The organism is Methylophilus sp. DW102 (genome assembly GCF_037076555.1).
Classification (GTDB): Bacteria; Pseudomonadota; Gammaproteobacteria; order Burkholderiales; family Methylophilaceae; genus Methylophilus; species Methylophilus glucosoxydans.
The window spans coordinates 1,941,679-1,960,038 of sequence record NZ_AP029023.1 but is presented as its reverse complement, the minus strand read 5'-3'; the positions used below and the strand labels follow the sequence as shown (position 1 = coordinate 1,960,038).

Below are 18,360 nucleotides of genomic sequence, written 5' to 3'. Positions count from 1 at the left end.
ATGCATATCCTGTGTGGTATTGATGAAGCAGGTAGGGGGCCTTTGGCTGGCGCAGTGTTTGCCGCCGCAGTCATTCTTGATCCGTCCAGACCTATCGCAGGCCTGGCAGACTCGAAAAAGTTATCTGAGGCCAAGCGTGATGCACTGGCGATCACCATCAAACAACAGGCTTTGGCCTGGGGCATTGCCAGCGTCAGCGCGCAAGACATTGATCGGATCAATATCTTGCAGGCCAGTCTGCTCGCCATGCAACGCGCTTACCAGGCCATGTGCGACCAGTTTCATATACAGGCCACACTGATCCAGGTGGACGGTAATCGTAAACCTGTATTCCAGATCCCTTGTGAAGCCATTGTCAAAGGCGATAGCAAAGTGGCTGAAATTTCGGCAGCCTCTATTTTGGCCAAGACGGCCAGAGATGCTTCATTGCTGGAATTAGACGCGCAATATCCAGAGTATGGCTTTGCCCAGCATAAAGGCTATCCCACCGCGTTGCATCTTGAGCGACTGGCCTTACATGGCGTCACGCCTGAGCACAGGCGCAGTTATGCACCGGTTAAAAAACTGCTCATAGCCATGGACAGTTAAACACTTGGATGCCAGTCGCAATAAAAAAGCCGCTTTTTAAAAAGCGGCTTTTTTGTGACCTCAAGGCCAGAAAAACTTATTCGACCAGCAGTTCAGTCTTGCCGGATTTGCCATTCATTTCATCGGCATTCGGCAAGGGTTCCTTGCGTGCGGTAATGGTCGGCCAGACTTTTGCCAAGCGGGCATTGAGTTCGATAAAGTGCTGCTGGTTGGCTGGCACATCATCTTCAGAGAAAATGGCTTCTGCCGGGCATTCGGCCACACACAGCGTGCAGTCAATGCACTCATCCGGGTTGATTGCCAGAAAGTTAGGGCCTTCAACAAAACAGTCTACCGGGCACACATCTACGCAGTCGGTATATTTGCACTGAATACAATTTTCGGTTACTACATAAGTCATGTTTTAAATCCTTTGTGGGCTTTTAGGGCCAAAACGATATTTTATTGCAATTTAGCCAAATTGACGATGGATGGCTTTGTGTGACATCCGCTTGCGCTAGTTTAGACAATCATGCCTGCGCCAACCGTGTTGTTGGTGCTCTCGTCAATGACGATAAAGGCGCCGGTGGCACGGTTTTTATCATAGCTGTCTACCATCAGCGGTTGCGCCAGTTTAAAGCTTACGCGGGCGATATCATTCATTTTGAGATCAGTAGTCGCCTGTTGCTCCAGCGTGTTGACGTCCACCTTGTATTGAATGCTGCCGATTTTCGCTTTGGATTCACGTGTGGTGTGACGCACTATGTAAGTCCGTGCCGGCGACAATGGGGTTTCTGACAGCCAGCAGACATGTGCTTCAATGTGTTTGACGGCTTCAGGCGCTTGACTGGTTTTCACGATCATATCGCCGCGTGAGGTATCAATCTCATCTTCAAGCAGCAGGGTTACGCTTTGCTCCGTTTGCGCACGTTGCAGTTGCTCGGCGCCCAGTTGAATCGCCTTGACTTTAGACTGGTAACCGTTCGGCAGAACTGTGACCGCATCACCGACGGCGATTTCGCCGGACTCAACGCGCCCCATAAAGCCACGGAAATCATGCAGGTCGGGATTGGCTGAATCATGTGGGCGGCAGACAAACTGTACCGGGAAGCGGAAGGCTTCTGATGCCTCGCTATTTGAAGCCGGGGCCGCTTCCAGCAGCTCCAGCAAGGTTTCGCCCTGGTACCAGTTCAGATTTTCCAGACGGTCTACCAGCATGTCACCATTGAGTGCAGACATGGGAATGAATTTGATGTCACGCGCTTGCGCCAGACCGATCTCGGTGGCGAATGCCGTGTAATCCGCCTTGATTTTGTCAAAGACGGCTTGGTCATAATTGACCAGATCCATCTTGTTCACTGCCACGACAATATGGGGAATGCCGACCAGATGCGCCAGATAACTGTGGCGGCGGGTTTGGGTCAGTACGCCTTTACGGGCATCGATCAGGATAATCGCTAGGTTAGCCGTTGATGCGGCGGTCACCATGTTGCGGGTGTATTGCTCGTGACCAGGGGCATCGGCGATGATGTATTTGCGGGTGCCAGTGCTGAAGTAGCGGTAAGCCACATCAATGGTAATGCCTTGTTCGCGCTCGGCTTGCAAACCATCGGTCAGCAAGGAGAGATCCACGGCTTCCATACCGCGTTTTTTCGAGGTACGTTCAATGTTGTTGAGCGTATCTGCCAGGATGGTTTTAGTGTCATACAGCAAGCGGCCAATCAGCGTGCTTTTGCCATCATCCACGCTGCCGCAGGTCATGAAGCGCAGCAAAGAGTCGTTGTGTTGTGTTGTCATATTAGAAATAACCTTCTTTCTTACGCTGCTCCATGGAAGCCTCGGAAGTTTGATCGTCCAGACGCGTTGCGCCGCGCTCGGTAATGGTGGTGGTGGCGGTTTCTACCACGATTTTGCTCACATCATCGGCATCAGAAATGACGGGCGCTGTACAGGTGACGTCACCGACGGTACGGAAACGTACCTGCATGTTGATGACTTCTTCACCGGCCTTGGGCTGGTTGATCAATTCGCCAGAAGTCAGCGGCACGTTGACTGGGAAAATCGCACCATGACGCATCACCACATCGCGCTGGTGGGCAAAGTAGATGCTAGGCAGCTCCAGTTTTTCACGCTCGATATATTGCCAGACATCCATTTCTGTCCAGTTCGAGATCGGGAAGGCACGGATGTTTTCCCCTTTATGCACACGGGCGTTGTACAGGTTCCATAATTCCGGGCGCTGGTTTTTCGGATCCCATTGGCCAAACTCGTCACGGAAGCTCATGATCCGTTCCTTGGCGCGCGCTTTTTCTTCATCACGGCGGGCGCCGCCGATGCAGCAGTCAAAACCGAACTCCTCAATGGCTTCCAGCAGCGTCACCGACTGATGTTTGTTGCGTGGCTCATCCGGCGTTTTCAGCACCACAGTGCCACGCTTCATGGAGTCTTCCACTGAACGCACAATCAGGCGCTCGCCCAGCTCGGCAGCGCGCTGGTCACGGAAATTGACCACTTCCTGATAGTTGTGACCGGTGTCGATATGCATGAGCGGGAAAGGGAAGCGACCTGGGCGGAAGGCTTTTTCTGCCAGACGCAAAATGCACAACGAATCCTTGCCGCCGGAGAACAGCAACACAGGGTTGGCGCACTGACCAGCCACTTCACGCAGGATATGAATGGCTTCAGCTTCGAGCCAGTCGAGATGTGATAAAGGTTGTTTCGTTGTCATCTTAATTTATTACCAATCAAATTTTTACCGCCGATCAACGTAGATACACGCTCATTACTGCTTTAACGTTTACCGGCAGTTAACTATTTCTTTACGTGCAAACCGCACTCTTTGCTGGTCGGATCTTCCCACCACCAGCGACCGGCACGGATATCTTCACCCATGGCGACGGCACGAGTACAAGGCGCACAGCCAATGCTGGGGTAAAACTGGTCGTGCAGGGCGTTGTAAGGCACTTCATACAACCGGATATAGGCCCAGACTTCTTTTTCTGTCCAGTCACTGAGCGGGTTGAATTTTTCCAGTTTGTTGCCTGCGTCAAATTCACGCACAGGCAAATTGCTGCGGGTGGTGGCTTGTTCAGCACGCATGCCGGTGATCCAGGCTTGTTTGCCAGCCAGTGCACGTTGCAGCGGCTCCACTTTGCGCATATGGCAGCAGGCCTTACGCAGTTCTATGCTGTCATAGAAGGCATTGATGCCCTGGGTACGCACATACTGCTCTACGGCTTCATGCTTGGGGAAAAATACCACCGGTTTGGTGGCATAGGTGTGCTCAACTTCCCCCATCAGGGTGTAGGTTTCTGCGGGCAGTCGACCCGTGTCCAGTGAGAAAATCTCGATGGGCAGGGCCTCTTTGGCGATCAGGTCAGTCAACACCATGTCTTCAGCGCCATAGCTATTGGCAAAAGTGATGGCCGGAAACTCTGCCGCCGCAGACTGAAGCAGGGCTACTACTTGGGCGCGCTTGGCCTGGACAGAAGCAACCAGGGCTTCTGTCAGCTCAGGGCGTGTCGCAGGATTGCTGGCTGCCGGTTTGAGCATGCTGACGCCGAAACTCATGCGCGCTGTATCCTTCTCCACACTGGCACATCACCTACCGCGCCCTGATAGGGCTGGCTGAAGTCATTCAGGCTGGCCAGTGCATCTTCGGCCGAGCGGTCAGCACGAATTAAAAAGCTGGTGAAGCCTGCGCGTTTGTGAAAGAACAATTGATCACGCAATACATCGCCAATCGCGCGCAATTCGTTTTTAAACCCATAACGCGTGCGTAGCCAGTTGCCCAAGGTGAAAATGCGGCCATCGGCAAAGCGTTCCACATAAATCGCAATGATTGGCAAGGTATTCAAATCTGCAAATTCGGCTTGCAGTGTTTCGGCTGTTTCGTTGGTGGCCAGCACAATGCCGAGCTCGCCAGCCGCCAGGCGCGCTTGCAACTCTGCCTTGCGGGCCTGCCAGACAGCGAGCGGCACCAGAATTTTGCCCGTGGCTGGAATCTGCGTATTCGCAATTTGTTCTGGACTATAGGTTTGCTCGCCAGTCAGTTTGAACAGCACGACTTTCCCAGCCTGCTTGCGGACAGACTCTTCAGCCGGGGCCGGTGGGACCACGCGGGTCCAGGTATCTGCCACAATGCTGGCCTGGCCGTTGCTGCCCAGTTGAATTAATTGACTCATTATGCAGACTCCTTCTCAGCGTAGACGTGGGCCTTGAACGGCGCTACGCCCAAACGACGTACCGTGTCGATAAAACGCTCCTCGTCGCTACGCTCACGCACATAGACCTCAATCAGGCGCTTGACTACGCCTGGCATTTCCTCTGCCGAGAATGAAGGGCCGATCACGGTACCTATGCTGGCATCATTGCCTTGCTTGCCACCAATGGTGACCTGGTACCACTCCGAACCATCCTTATCCACACCCAGAATGCCGATATGGCCGACATGGTGATGGCCACAGGCATTCATGCAACCAGAGATATTGAGCTCAAGGTCACCGATTTCATACAGGTAGTCCAGATTGTCGAACTGCATCTGAATGGCTTCGGCAATCGGAATCGATTTGGCATTGGCCAGGCTGCAGAAGTCACCGCCAGGGCAGCAGATAATATCCGTCAGCAAGCCGATGTTAGGCGTGGCCAGACCGGCTGCGCGGGCTTTTTCCCACACGGCAAATAGGTCGGACAATTGCACGTCGGCCAGGATCAGGTTTTGCTCGTGGGAGGAGCGCAGCTCGCCAAAACTGTAGGCATCGGCCAAGTCAGCCACCATGTGCATTTGCTCGCTGGTGATGTCTCCAGGCGCTTTGCCGTGTGGTTTGAGCGACAGGGTCACCGCGCGGTAACCCGGGACACGGTGTGCGTGGACACAACGTTTCACCCAGGCGGCAAAGGCAGGATTGCATGCGACCGCAGCGTCGAATGACGCATCATGCGCAGGCAGTGTTTTGTATGGCATGGGCTCAAAGTAATGCGCCACGCGGTCTAGTTCGGCTTGAGTGATGGTGAGTGGACCATCTTTGAGGTGGGCCCATTCCTCATCTACCTGGCGTCTGAAATCATCAATGCCCAGCGCCTTCACCAGAATCTTGATGCGGGCTTTGTAGATGTTGTCACGACGGCCGTGAATGTTATAGACACGGATCACCGCTTCGCAGTAAGACAACACATGTTGCCATTCCAGATGTTCGCGAATCACGGTGCCCAGGATCGGTGTACGGCCCAAGCCACCACCCACCCAGACTTTGATTGCCATCTGGCCTTGTGCGTCTTTGTAAAATTCGAGGCCAATGTCATGCGCCTGCACAATCGCACGGTCTTGTTGAGTGCCTGAGACGGCAATCTTGAACTTGCGTGGCAACAGGGCGAATTCAGGGTGGAAGGTACTCCACTGGCGCATGATTTCAGCGATGGCGCGCGGATCAATGATTTCATCTGGCGCAATGCCGGCAAACTGGTCGGTCGTGATATTACGGATGCAGTTGCCTGAGGTTTGAATCGCGTGCATTTCTACCGTCGCCAGTTCAGCCAGAATCTCTGGAGTATCTTCCAGCTTGGGCCAGTTGAGCTGCAAGTTCTGACGGGTACTAAAGTGACCATAGCCACGGTCATAGCGCTTGGCAATGTCTGCCAGTTTGCGTAATTGTTTGCTGGACATGAGTCCGTAAGGTACGGCAATCCGCAGCATCGGTGCATGGCGCTGAATATACAGGCCGTTTTGCAGACGCAGCGGGCGGAACTCTTCATCCGTGAGTTCGCCTGCCAAATAGCGGCGGGTCTGGTCGCGGTACTGGGCGACACGTTCATTAACAATTTGTTGGTCTATAGGATCGTATTTGTACATGCTTGAGTCACTTTGTTCGCAAAAAGCGAAGAGGCAATATTTTAATGGAAAACTAGCTTAAAGCCTACATAAATCAATATCATAGCCAAGGCAATACGTACCCAGTGTTCTGCAACACGTGAGCTCATATGGCTACCCAGGTAAATGCCCGGTATGGAACCGATCAGCAAGGTGCCGAGTAACTGGTAGTCTATGGTGCCCAGGGAGGCATGGCCTAGACCAGCCACCAGCGTTAGCGGGACGGCATGCGCAATATCACTGCCGACAATCGTGGTGATTTTCTCCTTGGGATATAACAGAATCAGCGCTGTTACCCCAAGCGCGCCCGCACCGACCGAGGTCAGCGTGACCAGTGCGCCCAGTACCACCCCGAGTAATACGGTGGCCGGAGGTACGTAATGGGCTGGAATCCATTCGTCTTTGGAGACTAAGGCGATTAATTTGTTACGTAACAGCACGGCCGCTGAGGTTACCATCAAGGCAATGCCTAACCAGAATTTGATTGTGGATACCACTTCGCCTGACTGTAAATCCATGCTGTGCAAGGCCCACAGGGTTAACAGAGACGCTGGAACGCTACCCATGGCCAAGCGTTTGACGATACGCCAGTCAATATTTCCCAGTTTGCCATGCGCAAAAATCCCCACAGATTTTGTGATCGAGGCATAGAGCAGGTCTGTCCCTACGGCGACGGCGGGCTTGATGTTATAAATAAGCAACAGAATCGGCGTCATTAATGAGCCGCCGCCAACGCCCGTCAGACCAACCAAAAAGCCCACGACAAAGCCTGCCAATATGTATCCGAATTCCATGAGGAGTATCTTGAAAAGTTAAGCGCGGCATCATAACAAGTTTTTAAGTGTTGATTTAATAATAAATTCTTCTATGATATAGCTTTTGGTTATAAAGGGTGATCTATGAAGTTTCACCAGTTACGGTATGTGCATGAGGTGGTGCGGCAGCATTTGAATATTTCTGCTGCCTCTGAGGTATTGCATACCTCCCAACCTGGGGTCAGCAAGCAAATTCAGCTGTTAGAGGAAGAGTTGGGGTTGCAGATTTTTCAGCGTAATGGCAAACGCCTCATCGGCGTGACTGAGCCTGGCCGTAAAATTGTCGAGCTGGCCGCACGTGTCATGCTGGACATGCAGAATATCAAACGGGTGGGCGACGAATACAGCCGCGAAGACAGTGGTGAACTGACCATTGCCACTACCCATACGCAAGCGCGTTATCGCCTGCCTGCTGCAGTCAAGCAGTTCATGGCGCAGTATCCCAATGTGAAATTGACGATTCATCAGGGCAACCCGTCGCAAGTCACCGAACAGGTTGCTGCCGGAGAAGCCGATATCGGCATTGCGACCGAGAACATCAGCAAGGATGACCGTTTGTCGTGCTTGCCATGCTACAGCTGGAACCGGTGCCTGGTCGTGCCGTCGCAACATCCCTTGCTGGAAAAGAAAACCATCAGCCTGAAAGATCTGGTCAACTATCCGCTGATCACCTATGACTTTGCCTTTACTGGCGGCACACTGGTGTCTAAAGTTTTTCACGATGCCGGTCTGCAGCCCAATGTGGTGTTTACGGCGATTGATGCCGACGTGATCAAAACCTATGTCAATCTGGGGCTGGGTATTGGGTTGATTGCCAATATGGCTTATGAGGAAACCCGCGATGCACCGCTAAAAAGCCTGGACTGCAGCCATCTATTTCCTGACAGTACAACTTATCTGGGTGTGCGCAGGGATGCTTTTTTGCGTGATTACATGCTTAACTTTATTACCATGCTGTCACCGCAATATGACAAGCGCAGTGTGCAACGGGCCTTGCATCAGGACTTGTGATGCGCGTCACATTGGTCTGCGTAGCGGCATGCTGTAATGCTGCATAGTCTTCACAGATAGAGAGGTCTTTCATGCGTTTTAGTCACCTCAAGGGATGGTGTTGCCTCTGTTTTTTTATCCATTGCTCAGTTTGGGCCGCGCCGGCGCATGTCCGTGTCATTGGTCATGGCATGCCAGACGTGGATCTCGATAACGCCATTTATGAAGTGCCGGTGCAGCCTGGCGTGAGCTACCAGGATCTGGTGGATAGCCTTAAATCGCTCTCTGAGGGCATGAATTTTGTAAACCCTGCCAACTTCCCGATTGGTGACCATATGAAACAGCGCGGCCAGGATCCGCAAGGCATCAAAGAAGTCCGCACCTTTTGTAACCTGAGCATGGGCACCGAAATTATCCTCGATCACCCCGAATTTCTGGTGTTTGCGCCTTGCCGCCTGGCCATTTATGAAAAGCCGGATGTGCACGGCAAGCGGCAACTTTATCTGGGGCTGGACAGACCCACGCATGACTTGAAAAATATCAAGCATCCCACCGCCAGGGCGCAAGCCTCGGCACAACAGCTTGAAAATGCCTTGATTGAGTTGATGGAAAAAGCCCGACGTGGGGATTTTTGATAGTTCTTAATAAAAACATATTTAACCACAGAGAACACAGAGGCCACAGAGGGAACAACATCAATCCGCTATGTTCTGATTTACTGTGGTGCACACTCATCGCTTTTCTCGGTGTTTCTGTGGTTAAAAGTTTTTTAAACGATTTCTCATGTAAGGCAAAACAACAATCTTCCCCTTTTTAGAGCCATCCCCTATACTCAACTTAACTTTAATTGTTAAGAGTGCATTCCATGGTTCAACCTATGCTCATCGCAAAAAATAATGACATCGAAAGTGTGATGCTGCCCAAAATGGCCAACCGTCATGGCCTGATCGCCGGGGCTACCGGGACAGGTAAAACGGTCACTTTACAAAGCCTGGCGGAGCAGTTTTCGCGTATTGGTGTGCCGGTATTTATGGCTGATGTGAAGGGCGATTTGTCTGGCATGAGTCAGGTTGGCGGTGGCAACGCCAAGGTCGAGGCGCGTGTGCAGCAGCTGGCGCTGACTGGCTATGCGAATAAAGCCTATCCAGTCATGTTCTGGGATATGTTTGGTGAAAAAGGCCATCCGGTGCGCACCACCTTGAGTGAGATGGGGCCGTTGCTGCTGGCACGCATGCTGAACCTTAATGAGGTGCAGGGCGGTGTCTTGAATGCGATTTTCAAAATCGCCGATGACAATGGCATGCTACTGCTGGATTTAAAGGATTTGCGCGCCATGGCGCAACATTGTGCCGAAAATGCCGCCACCTATCAGACCCAGTACGGCAATATTTCTACCGCCAGTGTTGGTGCCATTCAGCGAGCCTTGTTGCAACTGGAGACAGAAGGTGGCGATGTGCTGTTTGGTGAGCCGGCCTTGAATCTCGAAGACATGATGCAAACCGATGGCAAAGGATTGGGATTTATCAATATTCTGGCTGCGGACAAGCTGCTGAATTCGCCGCGTGTGTATGCGACGCTTTTGCTGTGGTTGCTCTCCGAGTTGTTTGAAAAACTGCCTGAAGTCGGTGACCTGGATAAGCCAAAACTGGTGTTTTTCTTTGATGAGGCCCATTTGCTGTTTAATGATGCGCCGACCATTCTGATGCAAAAAATCGAGCAGGTAGTGCGCCTGGTGCGCTCCAAAGGCGTGGGCGTCTACTTTGTGTCGCAAAACCCGCTGGATATTCCGGATGTGGTGTTGGGTCAATTGGGTAATCGGGTGCAGCATGCCTTGCGCGCGTTTACCCCGCGCGACCAGAAAGCGGTACAAGTGGCGGCTCAAACCTTTCGTGCCAATCCCAAGCTGGATGTTGCCACAGCGATTACCGAGTTAGGCGTGGGCGAGGCGCTGGTGTCATTTTTGGATGAAAAAGGCGCGCCGACGCCGGTTGAGCGCGTGTTTGTCTGTCCACCCGAGAGCCGGATCGGACCGGCGACCGATGTGGAGCGCAAGCAGGTGATGGCGCAGTCTCTAGTTGTGGGCGTATACGACAAGCTGGTGGATCGTGAATCTGCGTATGAGATTCTCAAGCAGCGGGCGGAGCAGGCCAGTGCTGCGACGCAGGCACAACAACAGGAAGAAAGTTCAGGCTTTGATTTGGGCGGCATTCTAGGCGGTAAAACCAGCCGCTCAGACTCGGTGCTGGAGTCTGCGGCCAAATCAGCCGCGCGCGCCATCGGCTCACAACTGGGGCGGGCGATTATCCGTGGCGTGCTAGGCTCCATCATGGGGAATGGCAAAAGCAAGCGTTAACCGTGAAGTCAGTCAGGAAGAGACATGCTCAGTGATATCGCGATCGCCCAGGCCGCCACGCTAACGCCCATCGTTAACATAGCCAGCAAACTTGGGCTGGTGGCGGACGATGTGCATGCCTATGGTCAGCATATGGCCAAACTGACGCAGGCCACCGTCAACCGCTTGCAGGCGCAACCTGCCAAAGCCAAATTGATCCTGGTCACGGCGATCAATCCGACCCCGGCAGGCGAAGGCAAAACCACGACCACGATAGGATTGACCGATGCCTTGAATCAGGCGGGGTATCAGGCAATGGCCTGTTTGCGTGAACCCTCTCTGGGTCCGGTGTTTGGGATGAAAGGCGGGGCGACCGGCGGCGGCTATGCGCAGGTGGTGCCGATGGAAAATATCAACCTGCATTTTACCGGTGATTTTCATGCCATCAGTGCCGCCAATAATTTGCTGGCTGCCCTTGTAGATAACCATATATATCAGGGCAATGCGCTGCAGTTTGACACCGTCAGCTGGCGCCGCTGTATAGATATGAATGATCGCGCCTTAAGACGGCTCACGCTGGAAAATAATACCCATACCGGCTTTGATATCACCGTCGCCAGTGAGGTGATGGCCATTTTTTGCCTGGCGACCGATCTGGCCGATTTGACGTCTAGACTGGGAAGGATTCAGGTCGGCTTGAGTACAGCAGGCAGCCCGATTCTGGCGAGTGACTTGCAGGCTGAAGGCGCCATGGCCGCCTTGCTTAAAGATGCTTTTCAACCCAATCTGGTACAGACCCTGGAAGGGTCGCCGGCGCTGGTACATGGGGGGCCGTTTGCCAATATTGCTCATGGCTGCAACTCTCTGGTAGCGACACAAACCGCCTTGCGTCTGGCGGATTATGTGGTGACTGAAGCTGGCTTCGGTGCCGACCTCGGTGCAGAAAAATTCATGGATATCAAATGCCGCCAGTCTGGCCTGCGGCCGGATGTGGCGGTGATCGTTGCCACGGTGCGCGCCTTGAAATATCACGGGGGGGTGGATGTGGCGGACTTGAACCGCGAAAACCTTGCCGCTCTACAGGTAGGCGTGGCCAACCTTCGCAAGCATGTGACGAATTTACGCCAGCATTTCAATTTGCCGGTGGTGGTGGCGCTGAATCATTTTACCGCGGATACCGAGGCCGAAATCGCGTTAGTACAGGCAGCCGTGCAAGCCTTGGGCGCCAGTCTGCATGTCTGCCATCACTGGGCACAGGGCGGCGCCGGGGCGATTGCGCTGGCGCACGCGGTGGCTGACCAGGCCCAACAAGCATCGACGCCTTCGTTATTGTATGCAGACGATTTGTCCCTGACTGAAAAGCTAGACACTATTGCGCAAAAACTCTATGGCGCCAGCGGGGTGACCTTTAGTGTGCTGGCACAACAGCAACTTGCCCGTCTGGCAGAAGTCAGCCAGGGCCTGCCGGTGTGTGTCGCCAAAACGCAGTATTCGTTCTCGTGTGACCCCAAGTTGCGCAATGTGCCCGCGGATCATGTATTGCATGTGCGAGAGCTGCGTTTGTCGCGTGGTGCAGGCTTTGTCGTCGCTATCTGTGGAGACGTGATGACCATGCCCGGCTTGCCCAAACAGCCCGCCAGCAGCCGGATTAGCGTCGATGCAGATGGTAGAATACAGGGGTTATTCTGAAGTCTGTGTCATGCAAACGTTTAGCCAACTCGGTCAAGCCGATCAAACCATTAATAAATCCCGCTTTATCGCACGGGCCAAGCGCTGTGAAAACGAGCGCGAACTGGCCCTGTTTTTACGGCAGTTTGCCAGCGAACATCAAACTGCCGGCCACTTGGCGTATGCATTTCGCATGAAAACTCCTGAGGGCATGGTCGCGCGTTTTTCAGATGCCGGTGAGCCGGCAGGCACGGCCGGTAAACCCATCATGCAAATGCTGGATGGGCAGAATTATGTCAATTGCTGTGTGGCGGTGGTGCGCTATTATGGTGGCATCAATTTAGGCACTGGCGGCTTAGTGCGCGCGTATGGTGGCACGGCCAAACAGGCCATGGATCAAGCCGGAAGCATGCCTTTCGTCGAGATGGTGCAACTGAAGATCTCAACCAGTTATAAACGGGTAGATGAACTGACCCGCGAAGTACAAAAGTGCCAGGGCGAAATTCTGGACAAGCAGTTTGATGAGGCTGTGCATTTTCTGCTCAAGCTGCCCATGGATGCCGCCCAGCAAATACGCGCCAAGTTTTAGTCGCGCAATAGACTGAACAACTGAGGAACCGGAGTTCGACGTGAACCAAACCCAACGACTGGATACTGCCACCTGTTTGCTCATGCTAGGGTTAATGTGGCTGGTATTGCAGGTGCAATTATTGCCCGCGTTACTGGTCGGCATGCTGGTGTTTGAGCTGATACATGTCATTTCGCCGCTGATTGCACGCAAATTGCCGGGTAAATATGCCAAATGGCTGGCAGTCATGCTGATTGCCACGCTGGTGATCGGCCTGCTGGTTGCCTTGGGCATGGGGATTGTAACGCTGATCCGCAGTGACAGCGGTGGCCTGGCCATGTTGTTTGATCAACTGGCTAAAATCATTGAAGACTCGCGCAAAGTGTTGCCGCCCTGGCTCAACGAGCGTTTGCCGGATGATGCGATTACCTTGCAGCAAACCGTGATTGAGTGGTTACGTTCACATTCGGCAGATTGGCAATTGCTGGGCAAGGAGGCCGGGCATCATCTGGCGCATATTCTGATCGGCATGGTGATCGGTGCCATGGTCGCCTTGCATGATGTGCAAACACACGGTAACCATAAACCGCTTGCGCAAAGCCTGCTCAATCGCATCACGCTGTTTGCGCTGGCGTTTAAAAATATCGTGTTTGCGCAGGTGAAAATTTCCGCGGTCAACGCCAGCCTGACCGCGATTTACCTGATCGTGATTTTGCCGTTGTGCGGTGTACATCTGCCATTCACCAAGACCATGATTGCGATTACCTTTTTGGTTGGCTTGCTGCCTGTGGTGGGCAACCTGATGTCCAATACCGTGATTGTCATAGTCAGTACCAGTCATTCCTTTGTGATCGCCATGGGCTCGCTGGCTTTTCTCATCGTCATTCACAAGCTGGAATACTTTTTAAACGCGCGTATTGTTGGCGGGCAAATCCGCGCGCACGCCTGGGAGTTGCTGGTCGCCATGTTACTGATGGAGGCCACCTTTGGGCTGCCGGGCATCGTCGCTGCGCCGGTTTACTATGCCTACCTTAAAAGCGAGTGTCGGGCACGGGAGTGGGTTTAAGGACTGCAATGTCTGGATATTCGGTAAAAACATTAATCAGCCATGGCGGTCATGCTCACATTTGCCAGTCTGGCCTGGCGTGGTCGGAGGTTGAAACAGATGACCCGAACGGGCCATTGTGGCGGCTTAGTCAGGCAAGTATTCTACACACATCGCAAGGACACAAGAAATGACAGGGTTTAATCTAAAAGTATTATGGTTTGGATTGCTCATCCTGCTCATTGTCAGCATTTTGGATGCTTTTGTGTAATTGTGGCGTGTTTTTCAAGTTTAAAGTCTCTTTGGCCCCGACCCGTCGGGGCTTTTTCTTTTTGGGGATAGCGCGCTGCGATTATGGTGCTCTGGCCAGGCGGCTGCCAGTGCGCGCTTCATCGTTGAGCGTTTTTAAAAAGGCCACAATCGCGTCGATCTCCTTTGCATCCAGCGGAGCGGGGTCACCAGGCTGCTGGCCAAATGGGGCTTTCATCTCGATATTGTCTTGATACTTTTCTGGCAGGTCATTGAATTTGAGGCGCTTGCCGGTACGGTCATGCGGATACCATTTTTCTGGCGCGGTATCGCGTTCGGCATAAAAGCGCACGGCATCTCTGAGGGTGTGTACCACGCCATTATGGAAAAAGCTTTTTTTGCGCGCCACATTGCGCAGCGTCGGCACCTTAAACAAGCCACAGTACTCTGCATTCAAATCCTGTCTGGCCGGGCCGCACAAGCCGAGGTCGTAATAGTGCCGGTCATGATTTTGCGCGATGTGTGGATTGCGTGGCAGACCCAGCGCAGCATAGCCATGATCGGTAAATTGCGGCAGGGCACCATGGACGACTGCTGCCTGGTGACAACTGGTACAGTTGCCTTTGTTGGGATCCATAAATAAGCGTAGGCCTTTTTCTTCCAATGGGGTAAAGCGGGCCTGGCCTTGCATGACGTGATCAAACTTGCTGGAATAGGGCGCAAATTCTGTCGCGTCTTGCTGGTAGGTTTGCAGTGCCAATAAAACCGCATCCGTGATGGCGGCGTCGGATTGCAAGCTGGCCGTGCCAAACAACTGGCTGAACGCCTGGGGATAAGCCTTGCGTATTCTTTTGGTCAGCAGGCTCGGTGTCGAGGCCATTTCATTGCTCGAAAACAAAGGGATTTTTGCTTGCTCGGCCAGTGTATTGACGCGGCCATCCCAGGTAAAACCGCCTGCCGGACCATTATCCAGGCCAGGCTGTAAGCCTTCATCTTCCGTGTAGTGTTCTGTGAAAGGCGGGGTCGATTGCAAGTACATCAGGGTAGGCACTGCCCGCGTCCCCATTAACTGTATATGGTCACCGCCCTTTTGAACCGGCTGCGGGTTGCCTGGCGTAAACGCGTGCTGGGCCTGATGGCAGCTGGCGCAGGATAATTTGCCCGAAGCCGATAGTTGCGGATCATGAAACAGACGTTTGCCCAGCGCCGTCAATGCCTGGGTGCGTGAGGCGGGTGACAGCGTACTGGCCGCCTGGGGTTCTTGTACCAGCGGCGGGACTAAGGCTTCATCTTCCTGAGCTGACAATTGCAAAGAAGAGAAGCAAAGCACGGTCAGCAATAATGTTTTCAAGTTGAGCATGGTTGTGAATGAGGTGAGTAAAAAAGCGGATAAACAGGCTGCTCATCCGCTTTGTTGGGCACAAAATGTGATTATTTGGACTGGCGTCTGCGCAGCATCAGGCCAGTCAAGCCCAGGCCGGCCAGCATCATCGCAGTGTTGCTGGCTTCTGGCACTGCGGCGGCGGTTACGCGTACAGCCGTGCCGGACAGCGCGCTGATGGTCACGCCTGCGTCGGTACTTTGGAACATATTGCTGGTGCTGGCAGCATCTTGCGTGTCAACCAGAGCGCTGTAGCCGGTCGCGCCAAATTGACCGGAACCAAAGATGATGTCATAGCTGCCTGCGGCCAGATGAACGGTGCTGCCCAGTGAAGCGAGTTGATCGCCACCGGTCGCTGCAAAGACGGTATGTGCCAGGCTGTTGGCAGCAAGGGTGCTACTATTCCAGTCACCGGCTTTGACGATCGCCCCAAAGATATTGCCATCGGAGAATTGGCTGAAGTTACCGCCAATGTAGGAAATATCCATGCTGCTGCTCAAGGTAAGGCGTACACCCAGATAATCCGTGTTATCGATGATGTAACTACCGAAAGCGGCAGATTCGCTCACATAGTCAGCACTTGAAAACACGATGGTAGGGGTGGCCGCAACACTGCTGTTGGATGCGAAGGTGAAGGCCAGCAGGGTGGCAAAGCCCAAAGATTTGATCATGATTCTTCTCCAGAAGTTAAGATTCAGTCAGCGCAATTGGGGATACCCAACTGCGCCGTATGTTGTAATGATTAGAATGCCAGGGCGTTGGTCAGGTCGCCCATGATGTTGGCACCATTGCTTTGCAAGGTTTCATCACGCTTTTTCAGGCCGTCCAATTGCGGCAGTGAGTAGCGGTGTGTGATAAAACGCAAGGCAGAACCGGTGTCATACTGGGTATGATCGACGGTGCCTTTTTTGGCAAAAGGTGAAATGATCAAGGCCGGAATGCGTGTGCCTGGCCCGATCAAATCGCCTTTAGGAGGCACGGCATGGTCAAACTGGCCGCCAAATTCATCATAGGTAATCAATACCAGAGTGTTGTTCCATTGCGGGCTGTTTTGCAACTGGCTGATGATGGTCATCACTTCATCATCCGCATTGGTGACGTTGGTATAGCCTGGGTGCTGGTTCAGGTTGCCAATCGGTTTATAGAACGACACGGCTGGCAAGGTGCCTTGTGTAATGTCATTCAACAAATCTGCACGGTCTTGCAGGTGGCTGTTACGGTAGGTGCCATGGGCCACTGGGTCAAAATTTGCATAGTAGTTAAATGGCTGGTGATGGGCCTGAAAGTCGCCATGGGTCGCATCTGCCACGCCAAAGCTGTTTGACTTGTAGACATTGCTGCGATCATTGACCGCGTCGCTCCAGCCGCCTGAGTACCATTTCCAGCTGATTTGCTTGCTATCCAGCAGGTCTGCAATGGTGGTGATGGTTTGTGCTGGCAAGGTGGTCGAAGCTGATGGGTTGGCGTACAGCAACTGGTTACCTGAGGCACTGGTCACCGGCGCATTGCCACTGGGTTGGAACGGTGGCTGCATGGTGTTCACGGCGCGATAGCCGTCACCCGCACCAAAGTAGTCCAATGGGGCAATATTGCCGCTCTTGAATGAGGTGTTTGTCGCGTTGGTGCCAATCGCAGAGGCGCTCATGGAGCTGTTGCGGGCCAATTGTGGCACGCCGTTGACTGGGGTAGTCAAGACGTTGAGAGAAGCTTTGTTATTGGCGACGGTATCAGCGGAAATTGCCGGTGCGCAAGCGCAGACCAGATACTGGTGGTTCAAGAATGAACCGCCGTATGCGGCCTGGTAAAAGTTATCTGCCAGGGTGTACTTTTTCGCCAGCCCCCAAAGTTGCATTTTGCTACCATCAAAATAACCCATGGATAAACCACCGGCATCACTAAAGGCCGCATAAAGATTATTCTGGCCGCCATTGATTTGCATGGCGTTCTCAAAAAAGCGGTGATACAGATCGCGGGTGATGTTGTTACCAGTCACCAGGCCATAGCCAAACTGGTCACTCGTGGCATCGACCTGGAAGGGCGCATTGGGCCACACCCCGGTGGTTTGTGCCTGGGTGATGGCCTGGCCAGCGGTGTTTTTCTGGCCATTGGCCAGCATGCCACCCCACGCCGGTGGTAAGGTGGTCAGGGTGGTGGTGTAGTCGCGGTCTACCTGTTTGATCGCTTTAGCCTGTGGTGTATTCAGGCCGTTGGCACCTGGATATTTGCCAAAAAGGTTGTCAAAACTGCGGTTTTCGAGGTAGATCACGACAAAATGCTCGATTTTGTCCAGATTTAGACGGTTGCTCAGCGCTTTATTCAGATTGCCTTTGCTGCCAGCTTCGCGCACCGCTTCGGCAAGGCGATTTTGCAGCTCATCGTTTTCGGTCATCAGGCTGTCAAGGTCGGCGCCAGTGCTCGTTTGTGTGAAGTCAGCTTCGAGCTGTGATCCGCTGACGTGTAGTCTGGCGGCCAGACGATCGCGTGCGGTCATATAATCAAGATTGCTGCCTTCCATGAGCGCCAGGATTTCGGTGCTCAACGCGCTGACAACGGTCGTGTTTTCGGCAGCTGCGCGGTACACTGACTTTCCTGCTTGCGCCACCAGAGCACCATGGCCTGCCAGATTAAACTCGCCGTTGGCATTGGTCTGTGTGCTGACTTCACCGCTGTCACAGCGGGCATTCAGGTTGGCGTCAATGCAAACCAAGGTATTGGCAAGCTTGGCGCCATGCAAGCCGATCACAACACCAGAGGCGCTGGCCGCGGCGAAAGCTGATCCGCTTAAGGCCATCCATACTGCAGCAGAAATTGGTAACAAACGAAAAAAATTCATAAATCATCCCCATATCAAGAGCACAAGAACAATTCTTGAGCCCGGA

17 protein-coding genes are annotated in these 18,360 nt (G+C 53.2%); 7 read left to right on the top strand and 10 right to left on the bottom strand.

Translation table 11 applies throughout. The features are described 5' to 3' along the window. On the top strand, positions 1 to 588 hold the full coding sequence (gene rnhB / locus AACH41_RS09075) for a ribonuclease HII (protein WP_338654632.1): 588 nt from the start codon (positions 1 to 3) through the stop codon (positions 586 to 588). Between the two features lie 76 nt (positions 589 to 664). Here rnhB and fdxA read toward each other — a convergent pair whose 3' ends face one another. The 7 genes from fdxA to AACH41_RS09040 form a co-directional block, all read right to left on the bottom strand. Then, positions 665 to 988, bottom strand: a complete 324-nt coding sequence (gene fdxA / locus AACH41_RS09070) for a ferredoxin FdxA (protein ID WP_194748085.1) — start codon at positions 986 to 988, stop codon at positions 665 to 667. Between the two features lie 101 nt (positions 989 to 1,089). Continuing rightward, the gene (gene cysN, locus AACH41_RS09065) at positions 1,090 to 2,364 is read right to left on the bottom strand and encodes a sulfate adenylyltransferase subunit CysN (RefSeq protein ID WP_194748083.1); all 1,275 of its coding nucleotides are present in this window, start codon (positions 2,362 to 2,364) and stop codon (positions 1,090 to 1,092) included. Between the two features lies 1 nt (position 2,365). Beyond that, a complete protein-coding gene (gene cysD, locus AACH41_RS09060) occupies positions 2,366 to 3,295 on the bottom strand; it encodes a sulfate adenylyltransferase subunit CysD (RefSeq protein ID WP_194748082.1) in 930 nt (309 codons plus the stop codon). A gap of 83 nt (positions 3,296 to 3,378) precedes the next feature. Next, positions 3,379 to 4,137 (bottom strand): phosphoadenylyl-sulfate reductase, encoded by a 759-nt coding sequence (locus AACH41_RS09055; RefSeq protein ID WP_338654630.1) that lies wholly within the window; start codon positions 4,135 to 4,137, stop codon positions 3,379 to 3,381. Continuing rightward, positions 4,134 to 4,751 (bottom strand): DUF934 domain-containing protein, encoded by a 618-nt coding sequence (locus AACH41_RS09050; RefSeq protein ID WP_194748078.1) that lies wholly within the window; start codon positions 4,749 to 4,751, stop codon positions 4,134 to 4,136. Before AACH41_RS09050 ends, AACH41_RS09055 begins: the two co-directional genes overlap by 4 nt. Further along, positions 4,751 to 6,415 (bottom strand): nitrite/sulfite reductase, encoded by a 1,665-nt coding sequence (locus tag AACH41_RS09045; protein WP_338654629.1) that lies wholly within the window; start codon positions 6,413 to 6,415, stop codon positions 4,751 to 4,753. The genes AACH41_RS09050 and AACH41_RS09045 overlap by 1 nt, the downstream gene beginning before the upstream one ends. A gap of 41 nt (positions 6,416 to 6,456) precedes the next feature. Continuing rightward, complete coding sequence (locus AACH41_RS09040) at positions 6,457 to 7,227, bottom strand: sulfite exporter TauE/SafE family protein (protein ID WP_194748074.1); 771 nt, start codon at positions 7,225 to 7,227, stop codon at positions 6,457 to 6,459. A 105-nt stretch (positions 7,228 to 7,332) separates the two neighbouring features. On the opposite strand from AACH41_RS09040, the gene AACH41_RS09035 reads away from it, so the two are divergent. The 6 genes from AACH41_RS09035 to AACH41_RS09010 all read left to right on the top strand — a co-directional run bounded on the left by AACH41_RS09035 (position 7,333) and on the right by AACH41_RS09010 (position 13,872). Beyond that, on the top strand, positions 7,333 to 8,259 hold the full coding sequence (locus AACH41_RS09035; protein WP_338654627.1) for a CysB family HTH-type transcriptional regulator: 927 nt from the start codon (positions 7,333 to 7,335) through the stop codon (positions 8,257 to 8,259). A gap of 71 nt (positions 8,260 to 8,330) precedes the next feature. Continuing rightward, positions 8,331 to 8,873, top strand: coding sequence for a DUF302 domain-containing protein (locus AACH41_RS09030; protein WP_338654626.1), 543 nt, complete (start codon positions 8,331 to 8,333; stop codon positions 8,871 to 8,873). Between the two features lie 230 nt (positions 8,874 to 9,103). Continuing rightward, positions 9,104 to 10,591 carry a helicase HerA-like domain-containing protein gene (locus AACH41_RS09025; RefSeq protein ID WP_313988194.1) on the top strand — a complete coding sequence of 496 codons (1,488 nt, stop codon included), beginning with the start codon at positions 9,104 to 9,106 and terminating at the stop codon, positions 10,589 to 10,591. A gap of 24 nt (positions 10,592 to 10,615) precedes the next feature. Beyond that, entirely contained in the window at positions 10,616 to 12,259 is a 1,644-nt protein-coding gene (locus AACH41_RS09020; protein ID WP_338654621.1) for a formate--tetrahydrofolate ligase, read from the top strand. A 10-nt stretch (positions 12,260 to 12,269) separates the two neighbouring features. Beyond that, entirely contained in the window at positions 12,270 to 12,827 is a 558-nt protein-coding gene (locus AACH41_RS09015; RefSeq protein WP_338654617.1) for a YigZ family protein, read from the top strand. A gap of 40 nt (positions 12,828 to 12,867) precedes the next feature. Beyond that, the gene (locus tag AACH41_RS09010; RefSeq protein ID WP_338654614.1) at positions 12,868 to 13,872 is read left to right on the top strand and encodes a hypothetical protein; all 1,005 of its coding nucleotides are present in this window, start codon (positions 12,868 to 12,870) and stop codon (positions 13,870 to 13,872) included. A gap of 331 nt (positions 13,873 to 14,203) precedes the next feature. Here the strand turns inward: AACH41_RS09010 and AACH41_RS09005 are convergent, their stop codons facing one another. The 3 genes from AACH41_RS09005 to acpA form a co-directional block, all read right to left on the bottom strand. Then, positions 14,204 to 15,451 (bottom strand): cytochrome c peroxidase, encoded by a 1,248-nt coding sequence (locus tag AACH41_RS09005; protein ID WP_338654611.1) that lies wholly within the window; start codon positions 15,449 to 15,451, stop codon positions 14,204 to 14,206. A gap of 80 nt (positions 15,452 to 15,531) precedes the next feature. Continuing rightward, positions 15,532 to 16,152 carry a hypothetical protein gene (locus AACH41_RS09000; protein ID WP_338654610.1) on the bottom strand — a complete coding sequence of 207 codons (621 nt, stop codon included), beginning with the start codon at positions 16,150 to 16,152 and terminating at the stop codon, positions 15,532 to 15,534. A 71-nt stretch (positions 16,153 to 16,223) separates the two neighbouring features. Further along, on the bottom strand, positions 16,224 to 18,314 hold the full coding sequence (gene acpA / locus AACH41_RS08995; protein ID WP_338654608.1) for an acid phosphatase: 2,091 nt from the start codon (positions 18,312 to 18,314) through the stop codon (positions 16,224 to 16,226). Positions 18,315 to 18,360: the final 46 nt, after the last annotated feature.

What these genes read in the sequence shown, in the direction of transcription:
- cysD (WP_194748082.1), bottom strand. Translation starts at nt 3,295, where the DNA reads ATGACAACGAAACAACCTTTATCACATCTCGACTGGCTCGAAGCTGAA.
- AACH41_RS09025 (WP_313988194.1), top strand. Translation starts at nt 9,104, where the DNA reads ATGGTTCAACCTATGCTCATCGCAAAAAATAATGACATCGAAAGTGTG.
- AACH41_RS09030 (WP_338654626.1), top strand. Translation starts at nt 8,331, where the DNA reads ATGCGTTTTAGTCACCTCAAGGGATGGTGTTGCCTCTGTTTTTTTATC.
- AACH41_RS09020 (WP_338654621.1), top strand. Translation starts at nt 10,616, where the DNA reads ATGCTCAGTGATATCGCGATCGCCCAGGCCGCCACGCTAACGCCCATC.
- cysN (WP_194748083.1), bottom strand. Translation starts at nt 2,364, where the DNA reads ATGACAACACAACACAACGACTCTTTGCTGCGCTTCATGACCTGCGGC.
- AACH41_RS09035 (WP_338654627.1), top strand. Translation starts at nt 7,333, where the DNA reads ATGAAGTTTCACCAGTTACGGTATGTGCATGAGGTGGTGCGGCAGCAT.
- fdxA (WP_194748085.1), bottom strand. Translation starts at nt 988, where the DNA reads ATGACTTATGTAGTAACCGAAAATTGTATTCAGTGCAAATATACCGAC.
- AACH41_RS09040 (WP_194748074.1), bottom strand. Translation starts at nt 7,227, where the DNA reads ATGGAATTCGGATACATATTGGCAGGCTTTGTCGTGGGCTTTTTGGTT.
- AACH41_RS09045 (WP_338654629.1), bottom strand. Translation starts at nt 6,415, where the DNA reads ATGTACAAATACGATCCTATAGACCAACAAATTGTTAATGAACGTGTC.
- rnhB (WP_338654632.1), top strand. Translation starts at nt 1, where the DNA reads ATGCATATCCTGTGTGGTATTGATGAAGCAGGTAGGGGGCCTTTGGCT.
- acpA (WP_338654608.1), bottom strand. Translation starts at nt 18,314, where the DNA reads ATGAATTTTTTTCGTTTGTTACCAATTTCTGCTGCAGTATGGATGGCC.
- AACH41_RS09055 (WP_338654630.1), bottom strand. Translation starts at nt 4,137, where the DNA reads ATGAGTTTCGGCGTCAGCATGCTCAAACCGGCAGCCAGCAATCCTGCG.
- AACH41_RS09015 (WP_338654617.1), top strand. Translation starts at nt 12,270, where the DNA reads ATGCAAACGTTTAGCCAACTCGGTCAAGCCGATCAAACCATTAATAAA.
- AACH41_RS09050 (WP_194748078.1), bottom strand. Translation starts at nt 4,751, where the DNA reads ATGAGTCAATTAATTCAACTGGGCAGCAACGGCCAGGCCAGCATTGTG.
- AACH41_RS09000 (WP_338654610.1), bottom strand. Translation starts at nt 16,152, where the DNA reads ATGATCAAATCTTTGGGCTTTGCCACCCTGCTGGCCTTCACCTTCGCA.